Source organism: Nostoc sp. DedQUE12b (assembly GCF_034530835.1).
Classification (GTDB): domain Bacteria; phylum Cyanobacteriota; class Cyanobacteriia; order Cyanobacteriales; family Nostocaceae; genus Nostoc.
The window spans coordinates 1-21660 of sequence record NZ_JAVRCI010000030.1 but is presented as its reverse complement, the minus strand read 5'-3'; the positions used below and the strand labels follow the sequence as shown (position 1 = coordinate 21660).

Below are 21660 nucleotides of genomic sequence, written 5' to 3'. Positions count from 1 at the left end.
TCCGTCATAGGTTGGGAGTAGGGAGTAGGGTATTGGACATTGGTTATTAATTTTTCAACCTCATCTCCCCATTTCCCATTCCCCATTCTTTATCCACAAGCACCTTGAAACTCTCCGAGCATTTTGACTTCTGGCTCTAAATTAATAGACCAACGTTCTTGTACTTGATGTTGAATGTGGCGAATGAGACAGAAGATATCACTAGCTTTTGCTCCGCCACGATTAACGATAAAATTAGCATGTAGTAGTGCTACTTGTGCGCCACCAATTTGGTAGCCTTTCAGACCAGTTTGTTCAATTAACCAGCCAGCACTGTAAGGTTTGGGATTGCGAAACACACTGCCACAACTGGGGAAGTTGTATGGTTGAGTGCTTAACCGATGCTTTTTATGTTCTTTGGTAATTGCAACAACTTTTGCTGGGTCTGCACCTGGCGCGAGTTGTAAGGTGGCTTGGGTGACTATGCGATCGCCACCTTGCAATAATGAAGTTCGGTAGCCATAACCTAACTGATCGGCGGTAAGAGTTTCTAGCGTACCATCGGGTGAAAGTACCTGGGCACTAACTAACATATCTGCGATACAGCTATTATGTGCCCCTGCATTCATCACCACGGCTCCTCCGGCTGTTCCGGGGATACCAACAGCCCACTCCAATCCTTGCCAACCCAATTCTGCTGCTGCCCATGCCAAACTGGGAATTGATTCTCCAGCAGCAACGGTTAATTGACCTTTACCTGGGTCAAAGTGGCTGAAACGGAGATGACGAGTCGCAATGACTAAGCCTGATATGCCACCGTCGCTTACCAGCAAGTTAGAACCGGCGCCCAGTGTTGTCACCTTTAAATCACGTTCTTTTGCGTATTTAAGACTTGCTTGCAGTGCCTCTAAGTTTCGGGGGGCAACGTATAAATCAGCTGCTCCCCCAACTCTATAGGAAGTAAATGCTGACAAAGAAGCCTGGGGCTTGATCGCACAATCAGTACTGGGTAAGTAAATTACTTCGCTCTCCACTGAATTAGTTGTTTGCTGTTTCTTTGTATTCAAAGCAGAAACTGTGCAGACGTTTCCAGCTGCCTGGGAAATGGTCATCTTTACTTTTTTTTGGTAAAATTTTTACATTTATTTACCGCAAAGATACGGTAATAGAGTTCACAGATGAAACCGTTGCTAGAGGGGCACTTTGCTCGGAAATAAAACTTCGCAAAGTCTCCACTTTAGGATGTGGCTTTAGCCGGCTCACAAAGTGTCGTAATTACTTCAGGAATGACCTGGTTTAAGTTTCCAGCCCCCAAAAACAGCGCCAAGTCTCCTGGGCGTAGTGTTTGTAGCAAGTACTCATACACTGCGGGTAAAGTTGGTTGATAAACGACCTGCGAATGCTGTTTAGCAATTTCTGCCGTTAGACGTTCACCACTAATCTGCCCTAAATTCGGTTCGCCTGCACTGTAAATATCAGTTAGCACTACCAAATCAGCATGAGTAAATGACTCGGCAAATTCATCTAAAAAGGTCAGTGTACGGCTATAGCGATGGGGTTGGAAGATGGCAACCACTCTTTGCCCTGGTCTTGCCTGTAAACGTGCTGCGGCGAGAGTAACGCGAATCTCGCTCGGGTGATGAGCATAGTCATCAATGAAGGTAATGCCATTGACTTCACCTCGGAACTCAAAGCGTCGTCTTGCTCCTTCAAAGGTGGCGATACCTTTAGCAATTGCTCCAAATTCTAAGCCCAAAGCGCGACCAACAGCTACTGCGGCTAAAGCATTGCTGAGATTGTGCCGACTGAGCAACCGCAACGTCAACACGCCCAAAGCTTTGCCTCTTTCCCAAACCAAAGCTGTGGTACCATCAGCACGATAATCAATATTGGTGACGGTGTAATCAGCGTCGGTATCTGAGTGTAAGCTGTAGGTAATTGTGGGTTGCAAGCGATCGCGCACTGTCGCACAGTCAATGCTACCTATTAAAGTTTTACAACCCTTAGCAAATGTCTGGAAGGTGTCAATGACTTCTTCTAATGTATCGTAATGGTCGGGATGATCGAGTTCAATATTGGTGATGATGCCAATTTCAGGAGCGTGTTTTACCAGAGAACCATCTGATTCATCTGCTTCGGCTACCAAATATTGGCTTTGTCCCAATCGAGCATTACCGGACCAAGCATTGACTTCGCCACCGACTAAAATCGTTGGGTCTAAACCTGCTTCCAGAAGCATATAGCCAATCATGCTACTGGTTGTAGTTTTGCCGTGCGTTCCTGCTACTGCAATACTGTAATAATCAGCAATTAAAGCTGCTAGTACATCTGAACGATGTAAAACTGGACAACCTAATTCCAGAGCTGCTTTGTATTCTAAATTATTAGTGTTTATTGCTGTTGAACAAATGACTTGAGGCAGTTTTGACTTAGTATCAGCACGTAATTGTTCTTGTGAATTTAATACTACTGGATCAGCCAATACCTGAGGCTGAAAGAATTCGAGATTGCTTGCCTCTTGTTTACCAAAAATATGAGCACCGATAGATTCCAACTTGTGCGTAATGTGGTTAGGACGAAGATCCGAACCTGACACTGGAAATTGACGCTTTGCAAGAACGTATGCCAGAGCAGACATACCTATGCCACCGATGCCAATGAAATGAAATGGTCTACCACTAAAATCTACAAAATTAGTCATTTATTGCTCCTCTTACACCACACCACACCATAATCACAAATGACACGCGTATCATAACAGGAATTTGATTTTTACCGTAACTACTCCTGTATCATGTTTATGTTTGATGCCCAAATGATGTTTCTGCTCTGGTTTTCCTGGTTGAGAATGATTTTACCTTGGTTGGAGGTTTTTGCTATTTCTGAACTGTTCTTAAGATTATTCTGAAAATTTTGGCTGCATCGGGAAAGAAATTCTTGTAATGTCAAATACATATTTTTGGCTACCTTACTGGAATTGGCTACATAATACATTGTTTAGTGAAACTAATTTGAAATTGCATCAAGTCTAAGCGTGAATTGAGTACAATAGTACATTGGTAATGAAACTATTTTTCAATTGCATATAACCCAGGCTTATCTGGATGCAGCAACTAGCAATTTTTGGTGGCACATTCGATCCAATTCATTGGGGACACCTGCTCGTAGCCGAGACAGCTTTGCATCAAGTATCGCTTGAAAAGGTAATTTGGGTGCCATCCCTAAATCCTCCTCACAAAGAAGCAGCTTTGTTTGAGCATCGTCTGCAAATGCTGCAATTAGCCATCAAAGATAACCCAGCATTTACTGTCTCACTAGTGGAGACTAATCGCTCTGGGACTTCTTATGCCATTAACACCCTGATTGACTTATCTGCTTGTTACCCAAATACTCATTGGTACTGGATTGTGGGCTTGGATACTTTCCAAACCTTACCCGGTTGGTACCGGGGACACGAATTAGCACAAATGTGTGATTGGTTAATCGCACCCCGACAGCTAGGTGGTGAGACTATAACTCAAAGCAAATTAATCTGCAAGCAAGTCGAACAACAACTCAGGGAGCAGTCTTTGATCATTCACTGGCAACTCTTGAATATACCTTTAGTAGGAGTTTCGTCAAGTCTAATTCGCAAATTTTGCCGCGAACGCCAGTCAATTCGTTATTTAGTCCCGGAATCGGTCAGATCATATATCACTAACAACAATCTCTACTCTTACAAATCTGAATAAATTATGTGTTTTTTTATTGATCCAACACTTTATGGTTAAAAGTGCCCCCCCCCTTTGCGATATGATTGGGGTCAACGATATCAACATATAAGCATAAATACAGAGGGCAAGACACTGTGATTAGAGTTGCAATCAACGGTTTCGGGCGGATTGGACGTAACTTTGCGCGTTGCTGGGTAGGTAGAGAGAATAGTAAAATCGATCTTGTCGCTATTAATGACACTTCAGACCCTAGAACTAATGCTCACCTGCTGAAGTATGACTCAATGCTAGGGAAGATCAAGGGTGCTGAGATTAGTGCCGATGATAACTCTATCATCGTTAACGGTAAGACCATTAAGTGCGTGTCCGATCGCAACCCAGAAAACTTGCCCTGGAAAGATTGGGGAATTGACCTAATTATCGAAGCAACCGGGGTATTTACTAGCAAAGAAGGAGCGCTCAAGCACGTAAATGCTGGAGCCAAGAAAGTTCTGATTACCGCTCCTGGTAAAAACGAGGATGGTACTTTTGTGGTTGGTGTGAATCATCATGACTATGACCACAACAAACACAACATTATCAGTAACGCTAGCTGTACTACCAACTGCTTGGCACCAATCGCCAAGGTGTTGAACGATAAGTTCGGCATCATCAAAGGTACGATGACCACCACCCACAGCTATACAGGCGATCAGCGCTTGCTAGACGCTTCTCACCGGGATTTGCGACGGGCAAGGGCCGCAGCGATAAACATTGTACCCACTTCTACTGGTGCAGCAAAAGCAGTGGCGCTGGTTATCCCAGACCTGAAAGGCAAGCTAAATGGCGTTGCCTTGCGCGTACCAACCCCGAACGTCTCAATGGTAGATTTCGTAGTTCAGGTTGAGAAGCGTACTATTACTGAAGAAGTTAACCAAGCTCTCAAAGATGCTTCCGAAGGGCCACTCAAAGGCATTTTGGACTACAGCCAACTAGAACTGGTATCTTCCGATTATCAAGGTAGTGATGCTTCTTCAATTGTTGATTCCAGCTTGACTTTGGTTATGGGCAGTGACCTTGTAAAAGTTATGGCATGGTATGACAACGAGTGGGGTTACAGCCAACGAGTTTTGGATTTGGCAGAGTTGGTAGCCGAAAAGTGGCAATAATTGATTTGTCATTAGTCATTAGTCATTGGTCATTGGTTTTTCACAAATGACAAAAGACAAAGGACAAATGACAAAGGATTATTGAGTAAAATGTTGAAATCCCTGGCTAAGATTCAGAACTTGGTCAGGGAATTTTTTTTGTTCGTCGTGCAATATTACTGTCGATCCGGCTGTAATTCTGCCTGCGATCGCAGCACCTTCTCCAAGATGTTGCACTAAGGCTGATGCTAATTCTTGTGGTAAGCACAGTACTAATTCAAAGTCTTCGCCACCATATAGAGCATATCTTAGCGCTTGGTCTGGTGTCAGCCAATGGTTAAAAGTTTTTGCTAGGGGAATTTGTCTGTGTTCTAAAACAGCGCCAACGCCACTCGCGCGGCAAATTTGGATAATCGCATCTGCCAAACCATCGCTGCTATCCATACCAGCAATGGAGAGTTGGGAGTTAGGAGTTAAGATTTTCCAGAGGATTGGTAAGACATCTAATCGTGGTTGTGGACGTTGATGTGCGCGGATTAGAGCCGTGCGTTCTGCATCTTTGAGGTTTTGTCCTAATTCGGGATGTAAGAGGAGTTCTAAGCCAGCGTGGGAGGCTCCATGAACGCCTGTAACGACGATCGCATCCCCCACGACAGCAGCAGAACGGCGAATAATTTGACTAGGGTTAACTTGACCAAAAGCGGTGATTGCCAGAGTAGTAACAGGCGATCGCACCACATCACCCCCAACAATTGGGGTATTGTATTTTTGCAGGCATTCTGTCATTCCCTGGTACAAGCGTTCTACCCAACTCACCCTAAGTTCACCGGGTAGTCCCAACCCAATAGTGATTCCCAATGGAGAAGCACCCATTGCTGCTAAATCTGATAAATTTGCAGCAGCAGCTCGCCAACCAGCATCTTCTGGAGAAGTGGTGAGGTTGCTAAAATGCACGCCATCAACCAGTACATCTGTAGTCACTACCAAAGATTTCTCTGGTGCAGTCTCAAGTACTGCTGCATCATCGCCGATAATTTCTGGAGGACAGAAACGCTGTAATCTTTCTAAAAGACCTTGTTCACCAATGTCTTTTACTTGTTGAGAAGATAACTCACTGTTCACAATCGGTTTTCCGTGTTGCAAAATTACGAAGAAAACTGATGATTTACTTTACTGTTTAAGATAAAGGTATCGTCTAGGAGTCAGTTGGAATGGTAACAACACCAGTAACCAGCATTACGTTTGAGGAGTACTTAACCTATGATGATGGCAACGGTTTCCATTATGAACTGGTGGATGGCAAGCTAGAGCTAATGAACCCACCTACTATTGAACATTTTCTGATTGTCGATTTTTTGGATACTGCCTTGAAAGCAGAAATCAAACGTTGTAACTCTACTTGGCTGTGTTTTCGGGAAAGTGGGGTGAGAACGGGTAGAAATAAATCTAGGTTGACTGATTTGTGTGTAGTGACACTGGAGCAAGCTAGAGAATTGTTGAATGCTTCAGCAGTATTTGAGTCACCACCGTTACTAATTGTCGAGGTGGTTAGTCCAGAGTCGGTGAAACGGGACTATCGCCATAAGCGATCTGAATATGCGGCCTTAGAGGTTCCTGAATATTGGATTGTAGACCCACTGAAAGCAAAAGTTTCGGTGTTATTACTGGAAGATGGATTTTACGAAGAAACAGTTTTTACTGCCAACCAACAAATTGTATCACGGACTTTTCCAGAATTAGCGATCGCAGTTGATCGGATATTCACCGCCGGAAATCTGAATCAGGAGAGACGCGATTAATCGCGTCTGTACAAGAATTATTCTTCTCTTGCCCCTTGTGTCTTCTTATGCAGCTTGCGGCTGAACCAAATTTTCTATTCCTTGAACCACGGTTGCCGACTCAATTTTGTCACCAGCCTTCAGTTTATCCAAAACTTCTTTACCTTCGGTGAGATAGCCAAAAACGGCATAGCGACCATCCAATAGATTGCGTCCAGCGGGGGTGAGTTCTGGTTCAAACAAAAAGAAGAAAAATTGTGATGAACCACCATTTACTTCACTTTCGGGACGAGCCATCACTACTGCACCAAAGGCAGAAAAAGGTAGGACTGGCATATCAACGTAACGTCCAGCTTCTTCTAGAGTAATGCCATAAGTAGGTGCTTTATCTCCTTGAACTAAAATTTCTAAGGGAATAGCGCGATATTTGCCCGTTTTGGGGTCAATGAAACCCACATCTTTCCCAGCAGGATCTCCAGTTTGGAGAAAGTAAGATTCTTCAGAACGGGTAAATTCTAAGCCATTATAAAAACCCCTCTGTACCAAATCTACAAAATTACCAGCAGTCACAGGAGCGCTGTAACCGTCTACGACAAGGGCCAAATCGCCTTTGTTGGTTTTAATTTCTACAGTGGCACGACCTTTAAGTTGCGGCAGATTATTGTACTGGGCAGGCACTTCAAAGGGGAATTGTTTCACCATTGACTCTTCTAGCTGAGTAACGAGATTTAGTAGTTTACCTCTCTCTTCCAGTATTTGTTCTTTATCTTTGCTGTTCGCCAATTCTTGCAATTTACCCACCCCAGATTTCAACTCGGTAATCCAAGCTTCGGCTTGGGGTTGGCGTTCTGCGGGAACGCTTGTTAAGATTTGGGAAGGTTTATCGAGAATGCGGGATGCTTGGCTAATGTCTTTGGAAATAGCACCCCAACGCCGATTCGCCCGCAGTTGGGCAGAGATGTCCTCTAAACTGCCTTGTAATTGCCGCACAGGTTTGTTATCTATCGGGAGTGCATACCGCAACAAAGCCTTTCCGTCGGTAATTGCATTGCCGGCTGGCAGTGCGGCGCTACTGGAGGGAGTCCACCCAGCTGTAGTTATGCCTAAAAATATTGTTATCAGCAGTATTGCCATTAGGCTGTTCTTCAGCCAGGATTTTAATAAGTTAAGCATGGGATAACTCAAATGCAGCATTAAATTGTTGACTGGACGTAACCCATCAATAATCTTCCCACGTTAAGGGCGGAGGATAAATGACAAATGACAACTAACTAATGACAAATGCCCAATGACGACCCTAGAAGGGTACAATAAATGCCGATTGTCTTCCAAAATTTGAAAGTTTCATGATCTCCAGTAACGACTTTCGACCCGGTGTTTCAATTGTATTAGATGGGTCTGTATGGCGAGTGCTTGAATTCCTACACGTCAAGCCAGGTAAAGGTTCTGCCTTTGTACGAACTAAGCTAAAAAATGTCCAGAGTGGGAGCGTTATGGAAAAAACGTTCCGTGCAGGGGAAACAGTGCCGCAAGCCACTCTAGAAAAAAGCACGATGCAACATACCTATAAAGAAGGCGATGAGTTTGTCTTTATGGATATGGAAACCTACGAAGAAGGCAGATTAACTCGCGAACAAATTGGCGATCGCGTCAAGTACCTGAAGGAAGGTATGGAAGCTGAAGTTATTAAGTGGGGCGAACAGGTACTGGGAGTAGAATTGCCTAAGTCTGTGGTTCTGGAAATTGTCCAAACAGATCCAGGTTTAAAAGGTGACACTGCCACAGGTGGCTCAAAACCAGCAACTCTAGAAACTGGTGCAGTTGTGATGGTTCCTTTGTTTATTTCTCAAGGAGAACGCATCAAAGTTGATACCCAAGAAGATAAATATATCAGCAGGGAATAACTTTCATCTCTACGGAGATGCAAGTCCCGATTTAAATCCCTACATAGGGATTAATTCCCTGCCACACTTAAAATGCTAATTTACGGATAGGTCGAGGTAATAAAAACTGTGCCATTGGACTTTAATGAAATCCGCCAATTACTGGCAACTATCGCACAAACAGATATTGCAGAAGTCATACTCAAAAGCGATGATTTTGAGCTAACAGTCCGTAAGGCTGTGAGCATTAGCAATCAAATGTTGTCGGTAGGTCAAGGGACTTTAGGCGGTGTGGTAGGTTCAGGCTTGACATCAAGTTCATCTGGAGTAAACCAGATGAGCGGAAGTCAGGTAACGGAGGTGTCCACATCTCGTGTATTTGAGAATACTGGAACTAGCACACAAATGCAGTTATCAGTAAATCCTCCCTCAACCATTGACCAGAGATTAGTAGAAGTGCCTTCCCCAATGGTAGGAACGTTTTATCGCGCTCCTGCGCCTGGGGAAGCGGCATTTGTGGAAGTGGGCGATCGCGTCCGCAAGGGTCAAACAGTCTGTATCATTGAAGCCATGAAGCTGATGAATGAAATCGAAGCCGAAGTCTCTGGACAGGTGATGGAAATTCTCCTCCAAAATGGCGACGCTGTAGAATATGGTCAACCTTTGATGCGAATTAACCCTGATTAAGTATTAATGTATGTATGATGTGAGTCATTGTTAAAACTTTCAGTCCTTGCGGGTCAACCCTGATGAAACAAACGTTGCCTTTACCACCTGAAGTGGTGCAACAAGTAGCTGAATACTTCAGCCTATTAAGTGAGCCAATGCGCCTACGGCTGCTACACTTATTACGGGATGAAGAAAAATGCGTGCAAGAGTTGGTAGAGGCAACACAGACTTCTCAGGCAAATGTGTCAAAACACCTGAAGGTAATGTGGCAAGCAGGTATCCTTAGCCGCCGCAGTGAAGGAACTTGCGCCTATTACCGGGTGGAAGATCAAATGATTTTTGAGTTGTGTAATCGGGTTTGCGATCGCCTCGCCACAAGGTTGGAGCAGCAAGCCCGTAATTTTCGTGTGTTAAATAGCAAACGTTAGGTTTTTTGTCAGTTGTCAGTTGTCATTTGTCATTTGTGAAAAACCAATGACTAATGACTAAAGTGGATAATTTTTCTGAAACTGTTCACGAGTTAGCGGTTGTTGTAACTCTACACCCTCACCGCCTAAAACATCCAACGGTTTGCCATTCACGTCAATGTATACTTTGGCTTTGGGATTTAAAGTTGTGGCAGTGTAAACAACTTGTCCCACGCGACCCATCATTGAAGTGCTACCACCACCGCTGGTAAAATCTTCAGATAAATTAACGTGAACTTCATCATTTTCCGCCTTCAGCCCCAACAGTTTGGTTCCTTTGGGGATGGTTGTAGAATCTGTGCCTTCTGTTGGGCCTGCTAACAAACTCTGGAAAGCTGCTTCTAAAGGCTGGTTGGGTCGAATAGAAGCGACTCTAACAGGCTGGGGAACCAAAGTAACATTTTTGTTGTTTGATCTTAGCCAATAAACGTTGGGGGTTTGCTCATTAGCTGGCTGCCTAGTTGATGGCTGTGCTGGCTGTTCAATGCGGCCAGAAGGGTTTGATGGTGTGGGAGTATTGCCGGATTGTGTGGTAAACCAAGCTACACCGCCACCCACCGCTACAACTGCTGCTGACACCGCTGCAATTACGCCTGAAGAAATACGATTAGATCCTTGTTGGTCTTTCATGTTCAAAACCTTCCTAACTGAGGGCTGATATGGTAGTTATGTGAGGAGCAGCCTGGTTAACGACGATACTTGTAACTGAAGAGTTTCTCACAATCTGGAAGAGACTTTAATGCCTTTTAATTTTGCAAGCCCCTCATTCAATTTTAGAATTTTTACTTCTAATCCGTCACCTACCAAATTATGTAAATTTTGGGGAGTGGAGAATCTAATTTTTTGCAGGATCTGGAATCTCTCTCCTAGAAGGAGAGAGACTTTGAATTTTCCACCTTACCATTTTGGGAAGGGCGTTAGGTTTTTCGTGGAACTTTCTAGATGAGGTGAAAAGTTAGGTTGGATGAAAAATTTTCTACTCCCTACTTCCCTCTCCCCTCTATTGCTTCCGTAATCCACTGTTTGAGTGTTGTTGTTACTTCATCAATGGCAATTTCTTGAGAGTTACGCGTGGCTCTTTCTACAACTTCAACTTTGCCATTAGCGATCGCGCGTCCGGTTACAATTCTATAAGGTATGCCAATCAAGTCAGCATCTTTAAATTTCACTCCCGCCCGTTCATCACGGTCATCTAGTAAAGTTTCAATTCCCCTGGAATTGAGTTCTGTGTAAAGTTTTTGGGCGATTTCGATTTGTTGAGCATCCTTAATGTTAGGAATCGTCACAATCGCGTGATAAGGTGCGATCGCAACTGGCCAAATAATCCCATCTTTATCGTAAGATTGCTCTACGGCAGCTTGTGCTAACCGCGATACACCTACACCAAAACAACCCATCAATAGCGGCTTTTCTTCACCCTGTTCATTGGTATAAGTTGCTCCCATCGCTTGGGAATATTTAGTGCCTAATTGGAAGATGTGACCTGCTTCAATTCCACGGGCGCTTTGTAGGATTTGTTCTGGGTTATGGATGGCGCGATCGCCTGGTCTTGACTTACGAATATCTACTATTCGCTCTGGTAACTTAAATTGCTCACTCCAATTAGCACCAACTACGTGATAGCCAGTTTCATTTGCGCCTGTAACAAAGTTTTTTAAATCAACTGCTGTTTGATCCACCAAGCGCAAAAACTTGGGATGGATCTGTTTATTAGCAGTAATATACTCATCTGCGATATCTGGCGCAATGTAGCCTAAAGGCAGAGATTTAGTTGTCCATGCTTGCTGGGCTTCTACATTTGGTACATTCAAACTAATAATAGTTTTAGCGCCATATTCAGAAGCTAATTTGGTCAGTTCATTTTGCAATTTGACTTCATTAACTTCCTGATCGCCTCGAATGCTTACCAGAACTAACACTGTTGCGCCATTATCATAAACTGTCTGATAAAGGACATTTTTCACCAATTGAGTAGGAGAACAGTTGAGGAGTTGACACACCTTTTCAATCGTCTCTGTTCCAGGTGTATCGCGTTTCTCATAGGTTGTAAACCGTGAGGTTTCGGCGTCAATTGGTAAAGAAACAGCCTTTTCTACGTTAGCGGCGTATTTACCATCCTCAGTGTAGAGAACTTCGTCTTCGCCAGCTTCCGCCAAAATCATAAATTCTGTGGAACCAGAACCACCAATTGCACCAGAATCAGCTTCCACTGCCCGAAAAGCTAAACCAGAACGCCGCAGGATATTGCTGTAGGCTTTATACATATCCTGGTAAGTTTCTTTAAGACTAGCTTCATCGGTATGGAAGGAATAGGCGTCCTTCATGATAAACTCTCGTCCGCGCATTAAACCAAAGCGGGGACGAATTTCATCGCGGAATTTGGTTTGAATTTGGTAGAGATTTAGTGGTAGCTGGCGATAAGAGCGAATCATATCACGAGCGATCGCTGTGATTACTTCTTCGTGAGTTGGGCCTAATCCTAATTGTTGCTCGCGGCGGTCAATTAGGGAAAACATGATCCCCTCAGCTTTCGTGTAAGTGTCCCAGCGTCCCGATTCTTTCCATAAATCAGATGGTTGTAATTGTGGTAGGAGACATTCTTGTGCGCCTGTAGCGTTCATTTCTTCCCGCACAATCTGGGAAACTTTTTGCAATACCCGCCACATTAAAGGCAAATAAGCATAAAGACCACTACCGATGCGACGAATGTAGCCTGCACGGAGTAATAATTTATGGCTAGGAATCTCAGCATCAGCTGGATCGTCCCGGAGTGTAACGAATAACATTTGTGACAGTCGCATCGTTTATAGCCTTTCTTTGATCGCTAATTTCTATGTCAACTAAAGTATGAAGTATTAAGGATGAAGTACAAAGTATACAGCCTTATTTATTTTTCATTTTTACTTATAGCCTTCCGCCTTTTTTGATCGCAACTTTAGGAGAAAACTACCTTGGCAGATGTAATTTATCAAGCACAGCCACCCTTAGAATTTATTCCTCCGGCGTTTAACCCCTTATTTCTACGAGTTGTCCATCTGTTGCTACCCAGTTGGATAAACTGGCAAACACCTATTACCCAAATTGAAGCAGATAACGTAGAGGTGCTGGTGGATCTTTATCGCCAGTTTCAGGAGGGTAAGATCCGTTTTATGCTGGCATTTCGCCATCCTAAAACAGACGATCCATTTTGTTTGACCTACTTGCTGTCTCAACTCGTGCCAAAGGTAGCACGATCGCAAGGTACAACACTACAACATCCCATTCACGCTCATTTTATCTACGATCGCGGCATTCCTCTATGGGCAGGTTCCTACGTCGGCTGGATTGCTTCTCATTTAGGTGGTACTCCGATTCAGCGAGGTAAGGCTGACTGGACGGGGTTACGTTCGGCGCGTGACTTGTTCGCCAATGGGAAATTTCCGATGGCGGCTGCGCCAGAAGGTGCAACCAATGGTTTATCAGAGAATATTAGCCCCCTAGAACCTGGTATTGCCCAATTAGGCTTTTGGTGTGCTGAAGATTTGCACAAAGCTGGACGCGACCAACAGGTTCTAATTGTACCAGTTGGGATTAAATATAGTTACGTTGATGCTCCTTGGGATGCGATCGCTAATCTTTTAAGTGAATTGGAAGCGGCTAGTGGTTTACCTGTAAATGCACCAGAAAATGCTTCTATAGAGTCGCTTTATCCTCGATTGTTGACTTTGGCAGAACATTTACTTTTGCTCATGGAAGAATTTTACACCCGGTTTTATCATCAGAAACTGCCAGATCCCAAGATTGTTGCTGGGCAAATTGCTGATAGAAATGAAGCATTATCATTTCGTTTGCAAGCTTTATTGAATGCAGCGCTGTTAATCTCAGAACAGTATTTTAATTTGCAGTCAAAAGGTAGTTTGAGTGACCGTTGTCGGCGAGTAGAGCAAGCAGGTTGGAATTATATATTTAGAGAAGAATTTAAGGACGTAAAAGGAGTATCTGCTGTTGAAAGAGCTTTAGGCGATCGCGTTGCCGAAGAAGCGAATGCACGGATGTGGCACATGCGGTTAGTAGAAAGTTTTGTCGCAGTTTCTGGTAATTATATTCGGGAAAATCCAACGGTAGAAAGGTTTGCTGAGACGACTTTAATTTTATGGCAAATGATTGCTAAAATCAAAGGCGATAAAAGTGGACAGCGTCCACAATTGGGTAAGCAAAAAGTTAAAATTACTGTGGGTGAACCTATATCTATTTCTGAGCGTTACCCGGCGTATAAGGAAAATCGTTTGGGTGCTAAACAAGCTGTTGCTGAGGTGACCAATGATTTGCAACACGCTTTGGAAGGATTGATTTGAAAAATATGAAACTTATATGCTCATTGTTTTATATTATTTAGTAGGTGCTTTAGAATCTTTGAATATGCAAGATTCCTACTAAAAGGTTGTAAAACTTAATTGACTATCATTGGTTCCTATCAGGTAAAAGTCCGAATTCAATCGACGGTTGAAGAAATAGCTTTTCTTTCCCCAGCTAGAGAAAACGATATGCCAAACGATTGGTTCTGTAGCTGGTTAAACTTCTGGAAAAATACTAGTTTTGAATGCCAAAACATAGTCAAACTCGTTTATAAGGGCAAAGTTTGGGGATTAGTGCAATATGGTCTTTATCCCTATCCTGGATATCCCCGTTTTATAGAAATAGAACATATAGAAGCCCATCCTACAAGTCGAGGAGATGTAGCTGAACGGTTAATTGAACCAATCGGCAAATGGTTAATCTGGTATGCAACCAAGGTAGGTCTGGAATTTTGTCAAACACAAGCAGACGAGCCGCTAGTTATTCTGGAAGCTCTAGATACAGCTGTGTCATACTATAGAGATAAAGTGCAGATGGAATATCTTGGCTTCGCACGTAGCACTCCTAGAGAAGAGTTATATGGCTTCAGATTTTCACGAACAGCAGCAGCAAAATTCTGTCAGCTACACGAAAGTCAATGGGGAGAAGCAAAGCTATATGAGCAGTGATGAAATAAGAGTAGGCTCAAGTGAGATGATGACTCACGCCCAACGGCAAGCTTTTCTAAAAACATCTCCTTTGGGAAAACTATTTGGTGTTGCACATTTACTCCCTGAAGTCGAAGAAACGACAAACATAGAGTTTGCTCAGGTAACTAATGCAAAAGTAGAGATTATATTATCGGTTCGTGAACAAATATTTTTACAAAATGTTCTGAGAATTTCTCACTCTTCTTTCTGGAAACTTTACTGTGCCTTGGTTTAGTTTATGAAAGAGGATTTAGTTTAATCGACCTTGGTACGTCAACCTGAAAATACCTTGGATAAATTCATAACTAAATCAGGGAAACATGGCAGATTAACTGATTCATTTGGCATATAAATTAACTTGCGCGATCGCCTACTAACTTATATAATTCTCGCTCTAGGCGTGTTTCACAAACAGAGTGCGGTGTACCTTTTGCTGCCATCTGGATTATTTCACCCTTAATTAGCTCAACTCGGTCATTCTCCCCAAAGAAGCCGAGTTCAGCTAGACGGTGATATTCAGCTATAGTAAAGCGTTTAGCAGTGGTAAGGGTCATAACAAATACGAGAATGCAGAGTTATTTTTATCTTAATATAGCTGTCTGTAACTGATTAAACTTCTGCGATGGAAGATGGTGAGGTGTCTAGGTCTTCTTCTTTATCAGTTTCTGTAACTGTTTCTATACTTACACCCTTCCAAGGAAAATCAAAATATTGTTCCTGAACCGTTTTTAATTCCTTTATTGACTCTTGGAAAAATAATTTAATAGCAGATACGTGATTTTCTTCAGATAAAAAATCTTTTAAGCTTTTTCGATAAAATATACCTGACCATGCTGGCAAAACTTTTAAATTACTAGGAGTCCATAGATTGGGTTTATCGTTAATTATTTTTTGCATAGATTCAATAATTTTTGGGCGTTGTCCAAACTTAGGAGAAACCTGCAAAAATATACCTAAATATGGATAATCAGTTAAATTACTTGGATTTAAACCAAAGTATCCAAGACCACACCATAAGTCCCATGTTGAGGGAGAAAAGTGGGTGTAAATAATATATCTTTCGTCCCATTTCCATTGAGTCCTACTTGCTGCACCTTTGATAACACCTCCAAAAGCTAGCTTGAATTCTTGCTGTACTTCTTCACTGAGAGTTGACTCCATAAGAAGGAGAGTTTTGTTATAATTCACCATTGTCAATAAGTCAACTGATGAAAATTGATTAGTGTGAGACATTCTGTTATTCCTCATAAAAATTAATATTTCTTGAGCTAAGATATCAGACGCGTGTTCTTTTAAGAAGCTATAAAACTGATACCACCTCAGTTGGAAAAAATTAATCTTGGGTGATAACTCAAGGCAATACTCTTTGATTGCTGGTTTTGGATCACAATCATATTGTTTGCTTTCTTCTTTTGGGTCATAATCACGGGTGATGTAAATTAAAATTCGATGTCTGATATTTGATAAATTACTCAAGATATCAGCATATTTTTTTAAAGCATTATTTCCATCCTTTGCACCAATTTTTGATTCAATAAATATTACATCTGTATTTAAACCAGTTGAAAGTTCAACCACAATATCAAGTCTACTATCCTCAGTATGGCTCGCCAGAGCTTGATGTTCTTGTTGAGTTGAAATCTTGACGCTGGAATAATTATCATCACTAATGATTGAGTGATGTTTTAGCCAATCAATTAAAATATCTTTATTCAAGGAGAAAAAATAAGCAACAATCTCAGTAAAAAAATCTTCACGCGGTTTGTTTCCTGAATGCAGATTGAGTAAATTCGTGAACAAAGACATTTATTTTTAAATATTTAAGGTAATTCCAAAAAAGTTACACACAATAATTAAGCTTGTAGTCCTGATGGAACATGACTACTGAAAATTTTTATAAGTTCTGTTTGTATTGGGTACTACTAGCAGTGCAGCAGTTATAACTTAGCCGCTCGCAGTTTGACAAGGGTGCTATATAGACGATACTTACAACAAATAGGGGTAAATATTTTACCCCTACAAACTTGCGTATTATTTGAAGAATAGCTAGAGAAGATTATTACTCTGTTAAGTGACTTTCTAGCAAAGATGCGATCGCGTCAGGATGAATATTCTTGTATTTCTTTTTACCAAGCTGTAAAACACAGTTGGGAGCGCTACCACAGCATTTTTGGCAACTTGTATGTTCAATAGTAACTTTGTCTAATAAACCGCGATCGCACAAAGTTTTTTCTAATTCTGATAATAACCCTTTACCGCCACGTTTCAGGCAACCGCCCTTTTGACATACCATAATCCTCGCTTTGGTTTGAGGTGGTAAATCTTGTTTTGGACAAGTACTGATTGGTGTCACCTTATAGGCTTTAATTTTAATTTTACTTGTGCGCGAGTCTATTTTACTATGACCACAAATGCGAATTTGCTGACCAGGAACTAAGGATGAACTTAGTAAACGGCGTAACTCTTTAGGCAGTTTAACATCTACATTTCCAGATGGAACTGCCAATTGCAAGTATTTATATTTTCCTGGTTCACCACCAACAAAACCTAGTAACTGTCCCTCAAGATTCAATTCTGATAACGTCAAATACTTGTTACCCATGATTGATAAAAATTTAGGAGTGGGGAGTTAAAGCGAGGAGTTAGGAGTGAGGAGTTAGGAGTGAGGAGTTAAAAATGAGGAGCTAAGAGTTAATAATTCATAACTCTTAACTGATAACTCTTAACTTCCAACTCATAACTCTTAACTCCTAACTGTTTTTAAGCTAGGCGTTTAGCTTCTACTGTTTGAGGTAAATTTGCTGTGTCTGGCAATTCACGAAATTCTAATTCCCAACCATTTGCTAGGGTGAGAATCTTGCCATCACTTCCATCGGTTTGTTTGACGACTTCTTCTTCCAGGTCTTTTTTCGCAACGTAAACTACTAAAGTGCCGGCATCATTCATCCGTAGCATTACTTTCATGAGATTCCTCAACCGATTCTAGTTCTTTTTTCTTGCAGCCGACGACAAACCCTGTTTCTAAGAAATGCACAGCATATATATAGGAAGTCTGCAAATATGTGCCTATACTCGCTATGTAACCGATATCTCCTTTGTTGACTAAAACTTGGCCGACTTCCTTACCGGGAAAGGTACCATCGTTTTTTAGCAGTTTCCGAACTCTGACTTTTTCACCAATTTCAAAAGCGGGTGGCAAGTTCAGTTCTAATTCATCACGTTGCATGAGAGTACCTCTGTTCTCTGACCAAATTCAACAATTCTTCTGTCGTCAAACTGCGTTTTTTCTGTACCGATTGATGGCGCACTGCGTCTAAAACAGATTGGGTTTCTTGGGGGTTTAAGAAAATTCCATGCTGTTCTAGCAAGTTAGCAACTAAATGCCGTCCAGAATGTTTACCTACTACTAAACGCCGTTCCCAACCCACCTCTTCGGGTGCAAATGGTTCATAGGTGATGGGATTTTGCAATACCCCGTGAGCATGGATGCCAGATTCGTGAGCAAAGGTATTTTCGCCAACGATCGCTTTCCAAGGTGGTACGCTAGCTCCTGATGCGGCTGCAACTAGTTGAGACAGTTCCAGCAAACTGGGTGTGTCAATGCCCAAATTAACGCCGTAGATGCGTTTAATCGCCATGACAACTTCTTCTAAAGCTGCATTTCCTGCCCGTTCACCTAATCCGTTGACTGTGGTATTTACTGATGAGGCTCCGGCTTTGATACCCGCAAGAGCGTTGGCAGTTGCCAGACCAAAATCGTTATGCGTGTGGATTTCTAGGGGAATCGTCAACGCTGAAACCAGCCTTTGGACTTTGGTGTAGGTGGTAAAGGGGTCGAGAACTCCTACAGTGTCGCAGAAGCGGAAGCGGGATGCACCCCATTCTTGGGCATAAAGTGCTACATCTAAAAGGAAGTTTTCATCAGCCCTAGAAGAATCTTCTCCACCGACTGCTACCCAAAGACCTTGATCAAGGGCGAAGTGGATTGAGTCTTTGAGTTTTTGCAAACTTACTCGCCACTGACCATGAAATTTAGTGGCAATTTGGATACCAGAGACGGGAATAGCAATATGCACCCGATTCAAACCACAAGCAATGGAAGCCTTGATATCTGAGATGACAGCCCGGTTCCAGCCTAAGAGTTTTGCTTGTAAACCCAAGTTAGAAATTGCGGCGATCGCACGCGTTTCTTCGTCACCCATTGCCGGTATACCCACTTCTAATTCCGGTATACCAATAGCATCGAGAAACTTCGCGATCGCTACTTTTTCTTGTAGAGTAAAGGCAACACCTGCTGCTTGTTCCCCATCACGTAATGTAGTGTCATTAATTATGATTTGATTCATTGCAAATATCCCTCTCTTGGAAGTATTCTTAATATCCTTTCCCTCTACAATCCCTCGTGATGGTAAATGCTAAAAATATCACAATTCATAATGTAGGATACATGATCCTTAATTATTGCCCCATTATTAGCATCACATCTGTATGGCAGGGAACTAAAACAATGTATAAATTACTAATCGTTTTTACCGATGTCAGTTGAAATGTCTTCGAGTAGCAATGAACTAATATAACTATTAGCAAATCCCGAACAAAGTAATACACAGAAGCCAGCAATTAAGGATGTAATCATCTTCGTAACCTCACTTTTCTAGTGCATTTTGGTGTAATTTAGGCAGGTAATGGTACTCAACACTAAGAGGTGCAAATTCGCTAACTTTGGTCTGCTAGCCAATCAAAAATTTTTCCTAGCTGCTCCAAGTCAACGAAACCATACTGCCAAAGGAGCATCGGTAACGGGCCATTTTCTAATTCACGGTGTCGCAGAGCTACAGCAATATCGGCATTTGAAAGTTCAAGTTCATTGTGCAAAAAATTGAGTAGTTTTATATCTCTGTTCCGAGTCGCCATAATTGAACTTTCAATGTCTTAATTTGGGAAAAGATTAAAAATCAGAAACTCCAATTTATATTTGGGAATTTCGCCTTTTTAATTGTTGCTATATGTCAGGGAAGTTTCAGATTAAGTAGACCCAACGAAATCTAAACCCCATCTAATCCATCTCAGTCTGCAACAAATTCTGCTAGCGGACAGTAGCTTCAAACTCTAAACCTATTTGAGCTTTGTGCATCTATGAACAAAAAGGATGAAGTCCAGTACTTGCGTCATGAATTCAAGATTAATCGTGCCTAAATTAGGTCTTTTTGAAAGAATCATGACTCATCACTGTAATGCCAGCAACGCTCTAGCCATTCTAATAATTCGTGACGAGAAGCGAGAAGTTGCATAACTGTACTACGAATTAGAATTACTTCGAGCAAATTGTTCACTTGCACTCGTAAAGAACCATCAGGGGGACAAGAGCAATTAATTTTTAACTCTTGCAAACGGTAATAGATTCGCCAGCGATCGCTCAAAGGAATCTGCAAAACGTGATTTGTCATTTGTCATTTGTCCTTTGTCAGTTGTCCTTTGTCCTTTGTCGGTTGTTCTTTGTCATTTGTCGCTTGTCCTTTGCTAATGACTAATGACTAATGACCAATGACCAATGACTAATGACTAATGACTCTTGACTTGTAAAGTTTGCAGTTGTTTTTCGAGTTCTTCAATGCGCGAGAGCAAAGAACGAATCACGGTTGCTTCCACATCGGGTAGCTTTCCATGTTCTAAAGGAGAAAGGCTGGCGCTTTCGTTCCGAGAAATGATTCGGCCGGGGATTCCCACAACTGTGCGATCGCTGGGGACATTCTGCAAGACAACGGAACCTGCGCCAATACGGACGCGATCGCCAATTTGCAGATTACCTAAAACTTTCGCACCCGCCCCAATCACTGCATTTTTGCCGACTGTGGGATGACGCTTACCAGTTTCTTTACCAGTTCCACCAAGGGTAACGCCCTGATAAATCAGTGTATAGTCGCCGACGATCGCAGTTTCGCCAATGACTACACCCATTCCGTGGTCGATAAACACGCCCTCGCCAATCTCTGCACCTGGGTGAATTTCAATTCCTGTCAAAAATCGCCCCAAATGAGAAATTAAACGGGGGATAAAACCGACTCCTCGACAATGTAACCAGTGAGCAAGACGATGCAAACATAGTGCGTGCAATCCAGGGTAGCAAAACACCACTTCTAGCCAATTACGTGCTGCGGGATCGCGCTCAAAAATAATGCGAAAATCACTCAATAATGGCTCAAAAAAAACGCCAGAGAGTAAATTTTTCAGCATGGATATACGGGCAGAATCCTGCGTTTTGGTACTTGGGGGATCGCTAATACTGTCTAAAGACTGTTGCATCGGTAATGTCTATCTGGTAAAAGAGTCATCTGCTATTTTTATGCTTATATCAGGTGACTTTCAACTCGATAGAAAACCCAATGCTGATTGGATTTATTGGATTGATTAAGGTTGTACTCAAACGCCAAAACCCCGACTCTAGATAAACTTAAAATTTATCTTGGGGTAGGGGCACTAGTATTTAATGATGGGGGTACTAGTATTTTTGGGGCAGGGGTTAAGAATTTATGTTCATGCTACAAGAAACTTTACCCGTAAGCATTTGCTAAGATTTTATCAAGATATTTTGCAATATATTAAGCTGTACTCAGATGCACTCAAATATGAATTTGGTAAGCTTATAAATCTATTTTCTGTATATCCTATTACTATTAATATCTTATTAGTTGGATAGGCGAAAAACAGGTTTCTTTATTTTCTTTTAGGATTTGCTGTCTGTATGCACATATACGTTTCAAAATATAGTTATCGCTCATCGCGACTGTTTTCTTATTATATAGATGTGTGGGAATAGCCAACACAAAATCTTAGAACAGCAGAATAAGTAAATGTTCTCATCGTTGTAGAGCAGCACAGCTATGCTACTCTAACCACGAAACTTGTAGAGGTGGATTCATCCAGTTCAAATACTCGTTAACGGAGATCAAAGGTGGATTCATCCGGTTCAAATACTCGTTAACGGAGATCAAAGGTGGATTCATCCGGTTCAAATACTCG

Annotated in this window: 23 protein-coding genes and 1 pseudogene; 9 read left to right on the top strand and 15 right to left on the bottom strand. The window is 42.1% G+C overall.

All coding sequences use genetic code 11. The annotated features are described in order from the left end of the window. Nucleotides 1-89: 89 nt before the first annotated feature. Both murB and murC read right to left on the bottom strand, forming a co-directional pair. Nucleotides 90-1091 carry a UDP-N-acetylmuramate dehydrogenase gene (gene murB / locus RMY16_RS16410; protein WP_322737300.1) on the bottom strand — a complete coding sequence of 334 codons (1002 nt, stop codon included), beginning with the start codon at nucleotides 1089-1091 and terminating at the stop codon, nucleotides 90-92. Between the two features lie 125 nt (nucleotides 1092-1216). Further along, nucleotides 1217-2680: a UDP-N-acetylmuramate--L-alanine ligase gene (gene murC, locus RMY16_RS16405; RefSeq protein ID WP_322737299.1), complete on the bottom strand. Its 1464-nt coding sequence runs from the start codon at nucleotides 2678-2680 to the stop codon at nucleotides 1217-1219. Between the two features lie 403 nt (nucleotides 2681-3083). On the opposite strand from murC, the gene nadD reads away from it, so the two are divergent. Together nadD and RMY16_RS16395 are read left to right on the top strand one after the other, a co-directional pair. Next, nucleotides 3084-3710, top strand: coding sequence for a nicotinate (nicotinamide) nucleotide adenylyltransferase (nadD, locus tag RMY16_RS16400; RefSeq protein WP_322737298.1), 627 nt, complete (start codon nucleotides 3084-3086; stop codon nucleotides 3708-3710). A gap of 116 nt (nucleotides 3711-3826) precedes the next feature. Then, nucleotides 3827-4840 (top strand): type I glyceraldehyde-3-phosphate dehydrogenase, encoded by a 1014-nt coding sequence (locus RMY16_RS16395; protein WP_322737297.1) that lies wholly within the window; start codon nucleotides 3827-3829, stop codon nucleotides 4838-4840. A 78-nt stretch (nucleotides 4841-4918) separates the two neighbouring features. Here the strand turns inward: RMY16_RS16395 and thiL are convergent, their stop codons facing one another. Continuing rightward, entirely contained in the window at nucleotides 4919-5941 is a 1023-nt protein-coding gene (gene thiL / locus RMY16_RS16390; RefSeq protein ID WP_322737296.1) for a thiamine-phosphate kinase, read from the bottom strand. 89 nt (nucleotides 5942-6030) lie between these two features. On the opposite strand from thiL, the gene RMY16_RS16385 reads away from it, so the two are divergent. Beyond that, entirely contained in the window at nucleotides 6031-6618 is a 588-nt protein-coding gene (locus RMY16_RS16385) for a Uma2 family endonuclease (protein WP_322737295.1), read from the top strand. Between the two features lie 45 nt (nucleotides 6619-6663). On the opposite strand, the gene RMY16_RS16380 is transcribed toward RMY16_RS16385, so the two are convergent. Beyond that, complete coding sequence (locus tag RMY16_RS16380) at nucleotides 6664-7770, bottom strand: peptidylprolyl isomerase (protein ID WP_322737294.1); 1107 nt, start codon at nucleotides 7768-7770, stop codon at nucleotides 6664-6666. A 173-nt stretch (nucleotides 7771-7943) separates the two neighbouring features. On the opposite strand from RMY16_RS16380, the gene efp reads away from it, so the two are divergent. From efp to RMY16_RS16365, 3 genes are all read left to right on the top strand, one after another. Beyond that, the gene (efp, locus tag RMY16_RS16375; RefSeq protein WP_194042039.1) at nucleotides 7944-8501 is read left to right on the top strand and encodes an elongation factor P; all 558 of its coding nucleotides are present in this window, start codon (nucleotides 7944-7946) and stop codon (nucleotides 8499-8501) included. 108 nt (nucleotides 8502-8609) lie between these two features. Continuing rightward, complete coding sequence (accB, locus tag RMY16_RS16370; RefSeq protein WP_322668150.1) at nucleotides 8610-9167, top strand: acetyl-CoA carboxylase biotin carboxyl carrier protein; 558 nt, start codon at nucleotides 8610-8612, stop codon at nucleotides 9165-9167. Between the two features lie 62 nt (nucleotides 9168-9229). Beyond that, nucleotides 9230-9577: an ArsR/SmtB family transcription factor gene (locus tag RMY16_RS16365; RefSeq protein WP_094349905.1), complete on the top strand. Its 348-nt coding sequence runs from the start codon at nucleotides 9230-9232 to the stop codon at nucleotides 9575-9577. Nucleotides 9578-9634: 57 nt separating this feature from the next. On the opposite strand, the gene RMY16_RS16360 is transcribed toward RMY16_RS16365, so the two are convergent. Continuing rightward, on the bottom strand, nucleotides 9635-10246 hold the full coding sequence (locus tag RMY16_RS16360; RefSeq protein WP_322668149.1) for a GerMN domain-containing protein: 612 nt from the start codon (nucleotides 10244-10246) through the stop codon (nucleotides 9635-9637). Nucleotides 10247-10599: 353 nt separating this feature from the next. Further along, nucleotides 10600-12417: a proline--tRNA ligase gene (locus RMY16_RS16355; RefSeq protein WP_322737293.1), complete on the bottom strand. Its 1818-nt coding sequence runs from the start codon at nucleotides 12415-12417 to the stop codon at nucleotides 10600-10602. Nucleotides 12418-12567: 150 nt separating this feature from the next. Here RMY16_RS16355 and RMY16_RS16350 point away from each other — a divergent pair, with 150 nt between their 5' ends. From RMY16_RS16350 to RMY16_RS16340, 3 genes are all read left to right on the top strand, one after another. Beyond that, the gene (locus RMY16_RS16350; RefSeq protein WP_322737292.1) at nucleotides 12568-13950 is read left to right on the top strand and encodes a 1-acyl-sn-glycerol-3-phosphate acyltransferase; all 1383 of its coding nucleotides are present in this window, start codon (nucleotides 12568-12570) and stop codon (nucleotides 13948-13950) included. A 99-nt stretch (nucleotides 13951-14049) separates the two neighbouring features. Then, complete coding sequence (locus RMY16_RS16345) at nucleotides 14050-14619, top strand: hypothetical protein (RefSeq protein ID WP_322737291.1); 570 nt, start codon at nucleotides 14050-14052, stop codon at nucleotides 14617-14619. Further along, nucleotides 14609-14875, top strand: a complete 267-nt coding sequence (locus RMY16_RS16340; protein WP_322668145.1) for a protochlorophyllide oxidoreductase — start codon at nucleotides 14609-14611, stop codon at nucleotides 14873-14875. The genes RMY16_RS16345 and RMY16_RS16340 overlap by 11 nt, the downstream gene beginning before the upstream one ends. Before the next feature lie 121 nt (nucleotides 14876-14996). Here RMY16_RS16340 and RMY16_RS16335 read toward each other — a convergent pair. The 9 genes and pseudogenes from RMY16_RS16335 to cysE form a co-directional block, all read right to left on the bottom strand. Continuing rightward, nucleotides 14997-15194 (bottom strand): annotated as a pseudogene (locus RMY16_RS16335) (Uma2 family endonuclease); the annotation flags it as partial. Between the two features lie 55 nt (nucleotides 15195-15249). Then, a complete protein-coding gene (locus tag RMY16_RS16330; protein ID WP_322737289.1) occupies nucleotides 15250-16446 on the bottom strand; it encodes a PD-(D/E)XK nuclease family protein in 1197 nt (398 codons plus the stop codon). 253 nt (nucleotides 16447-16699) lie between these two features. Next, nucleotides 16700-17242, bottom strand: coding sequence for a (2Fe-2S) ferredoxin domain-containing protein (locus tag RMY16_RS16325; RefSeq protein ID WP_322737288.1), 543 nt, complete (start codon nucleotides 17240-17242; stop codon nucleotides 16700-16702). A 158-nt stretch (nucleotides 17243-17400) separates the two neighbouring features. Next, nucleotides 17401-17604, bottom strand: a complete 204-nt coding sequence (gene nifT, locus RMY16_RS16320) for a putative nitrogen fixation protein NifT (protein WP_322737287.1) — start codon at nucleotides 17602-17604, stop codon at nucleotides 17401-17403. Next, complete coding sequence (locus RMY16_RS16315; protein WP_069070441.1) at nucleotides 17579-17866, bottom strand: nitrogen fixation protein NifZ; 288 nt, start codon at nucleotides 17864-17866, stop codon at nucleotides 17579-17581. The genes nifT and RMY16_RS16315 overlap by 26 nt, the downstream gene beginning before the upstream one ends. Beyond that, a complete protein-coding gene (gene nifV / locus RMY16_RS16310) occupies nucleotides 17856-18986 on the bottom strand; it encodes a homocitrate synthase (RefSeq protein ID WP_322668142.1) in 1131 nt (376 codons plus the stop codon). The genes RMY16_RS16315 and nifV overlap by 11 nt, the downstream gene beginning before the upstream one ends. Nucleotides 18987-19356: 370 nt before the next feature. Beyond that, nucleotides 19357-19554 carry a DUF2949 domain-containing protein gene (locus tag RMY16_RS16305; RefSeq protein WP_094349915.1) on the bottom strand — a complete coding sequence of 66 codons (198 nt, stop codon included), beginning with the start codon at nucleotides 19552-19554 and terminating at the stop codon, nucleotides 19357-19359. 302 nt (nucleotides 19555-19856) lie between these two features. After that, nucleotides 19857-20087, bottom strand: a complete 231-nt coding sequence (locus RMY16_RS16300; RefSeq protein WP_322673844.1) for an Asr1405/Asl0597 family protein — start codon at nucleotides 20085-20087, stop codon at nucleotides 19857-19859. A gap of 115 nt (nucleotides 20088-20202) precedes the next feature. Further along, nucleotides 20203-20943 carry a serine O-acetyltransferase gene (gene cysE / locus RMY16_RS16295; RefSeq protein WP_322737286.1) on the bottom strand — a complete coding sequence of 247 codons (741 nt, stop codon included), beginning with the start codon at nucleotides 20941-20943 and terminating at the stop codon, nucleotides 20203-20205. Between the last annotated feature and the right edge of the window lie 717 nt (nucleotides 20944-21660).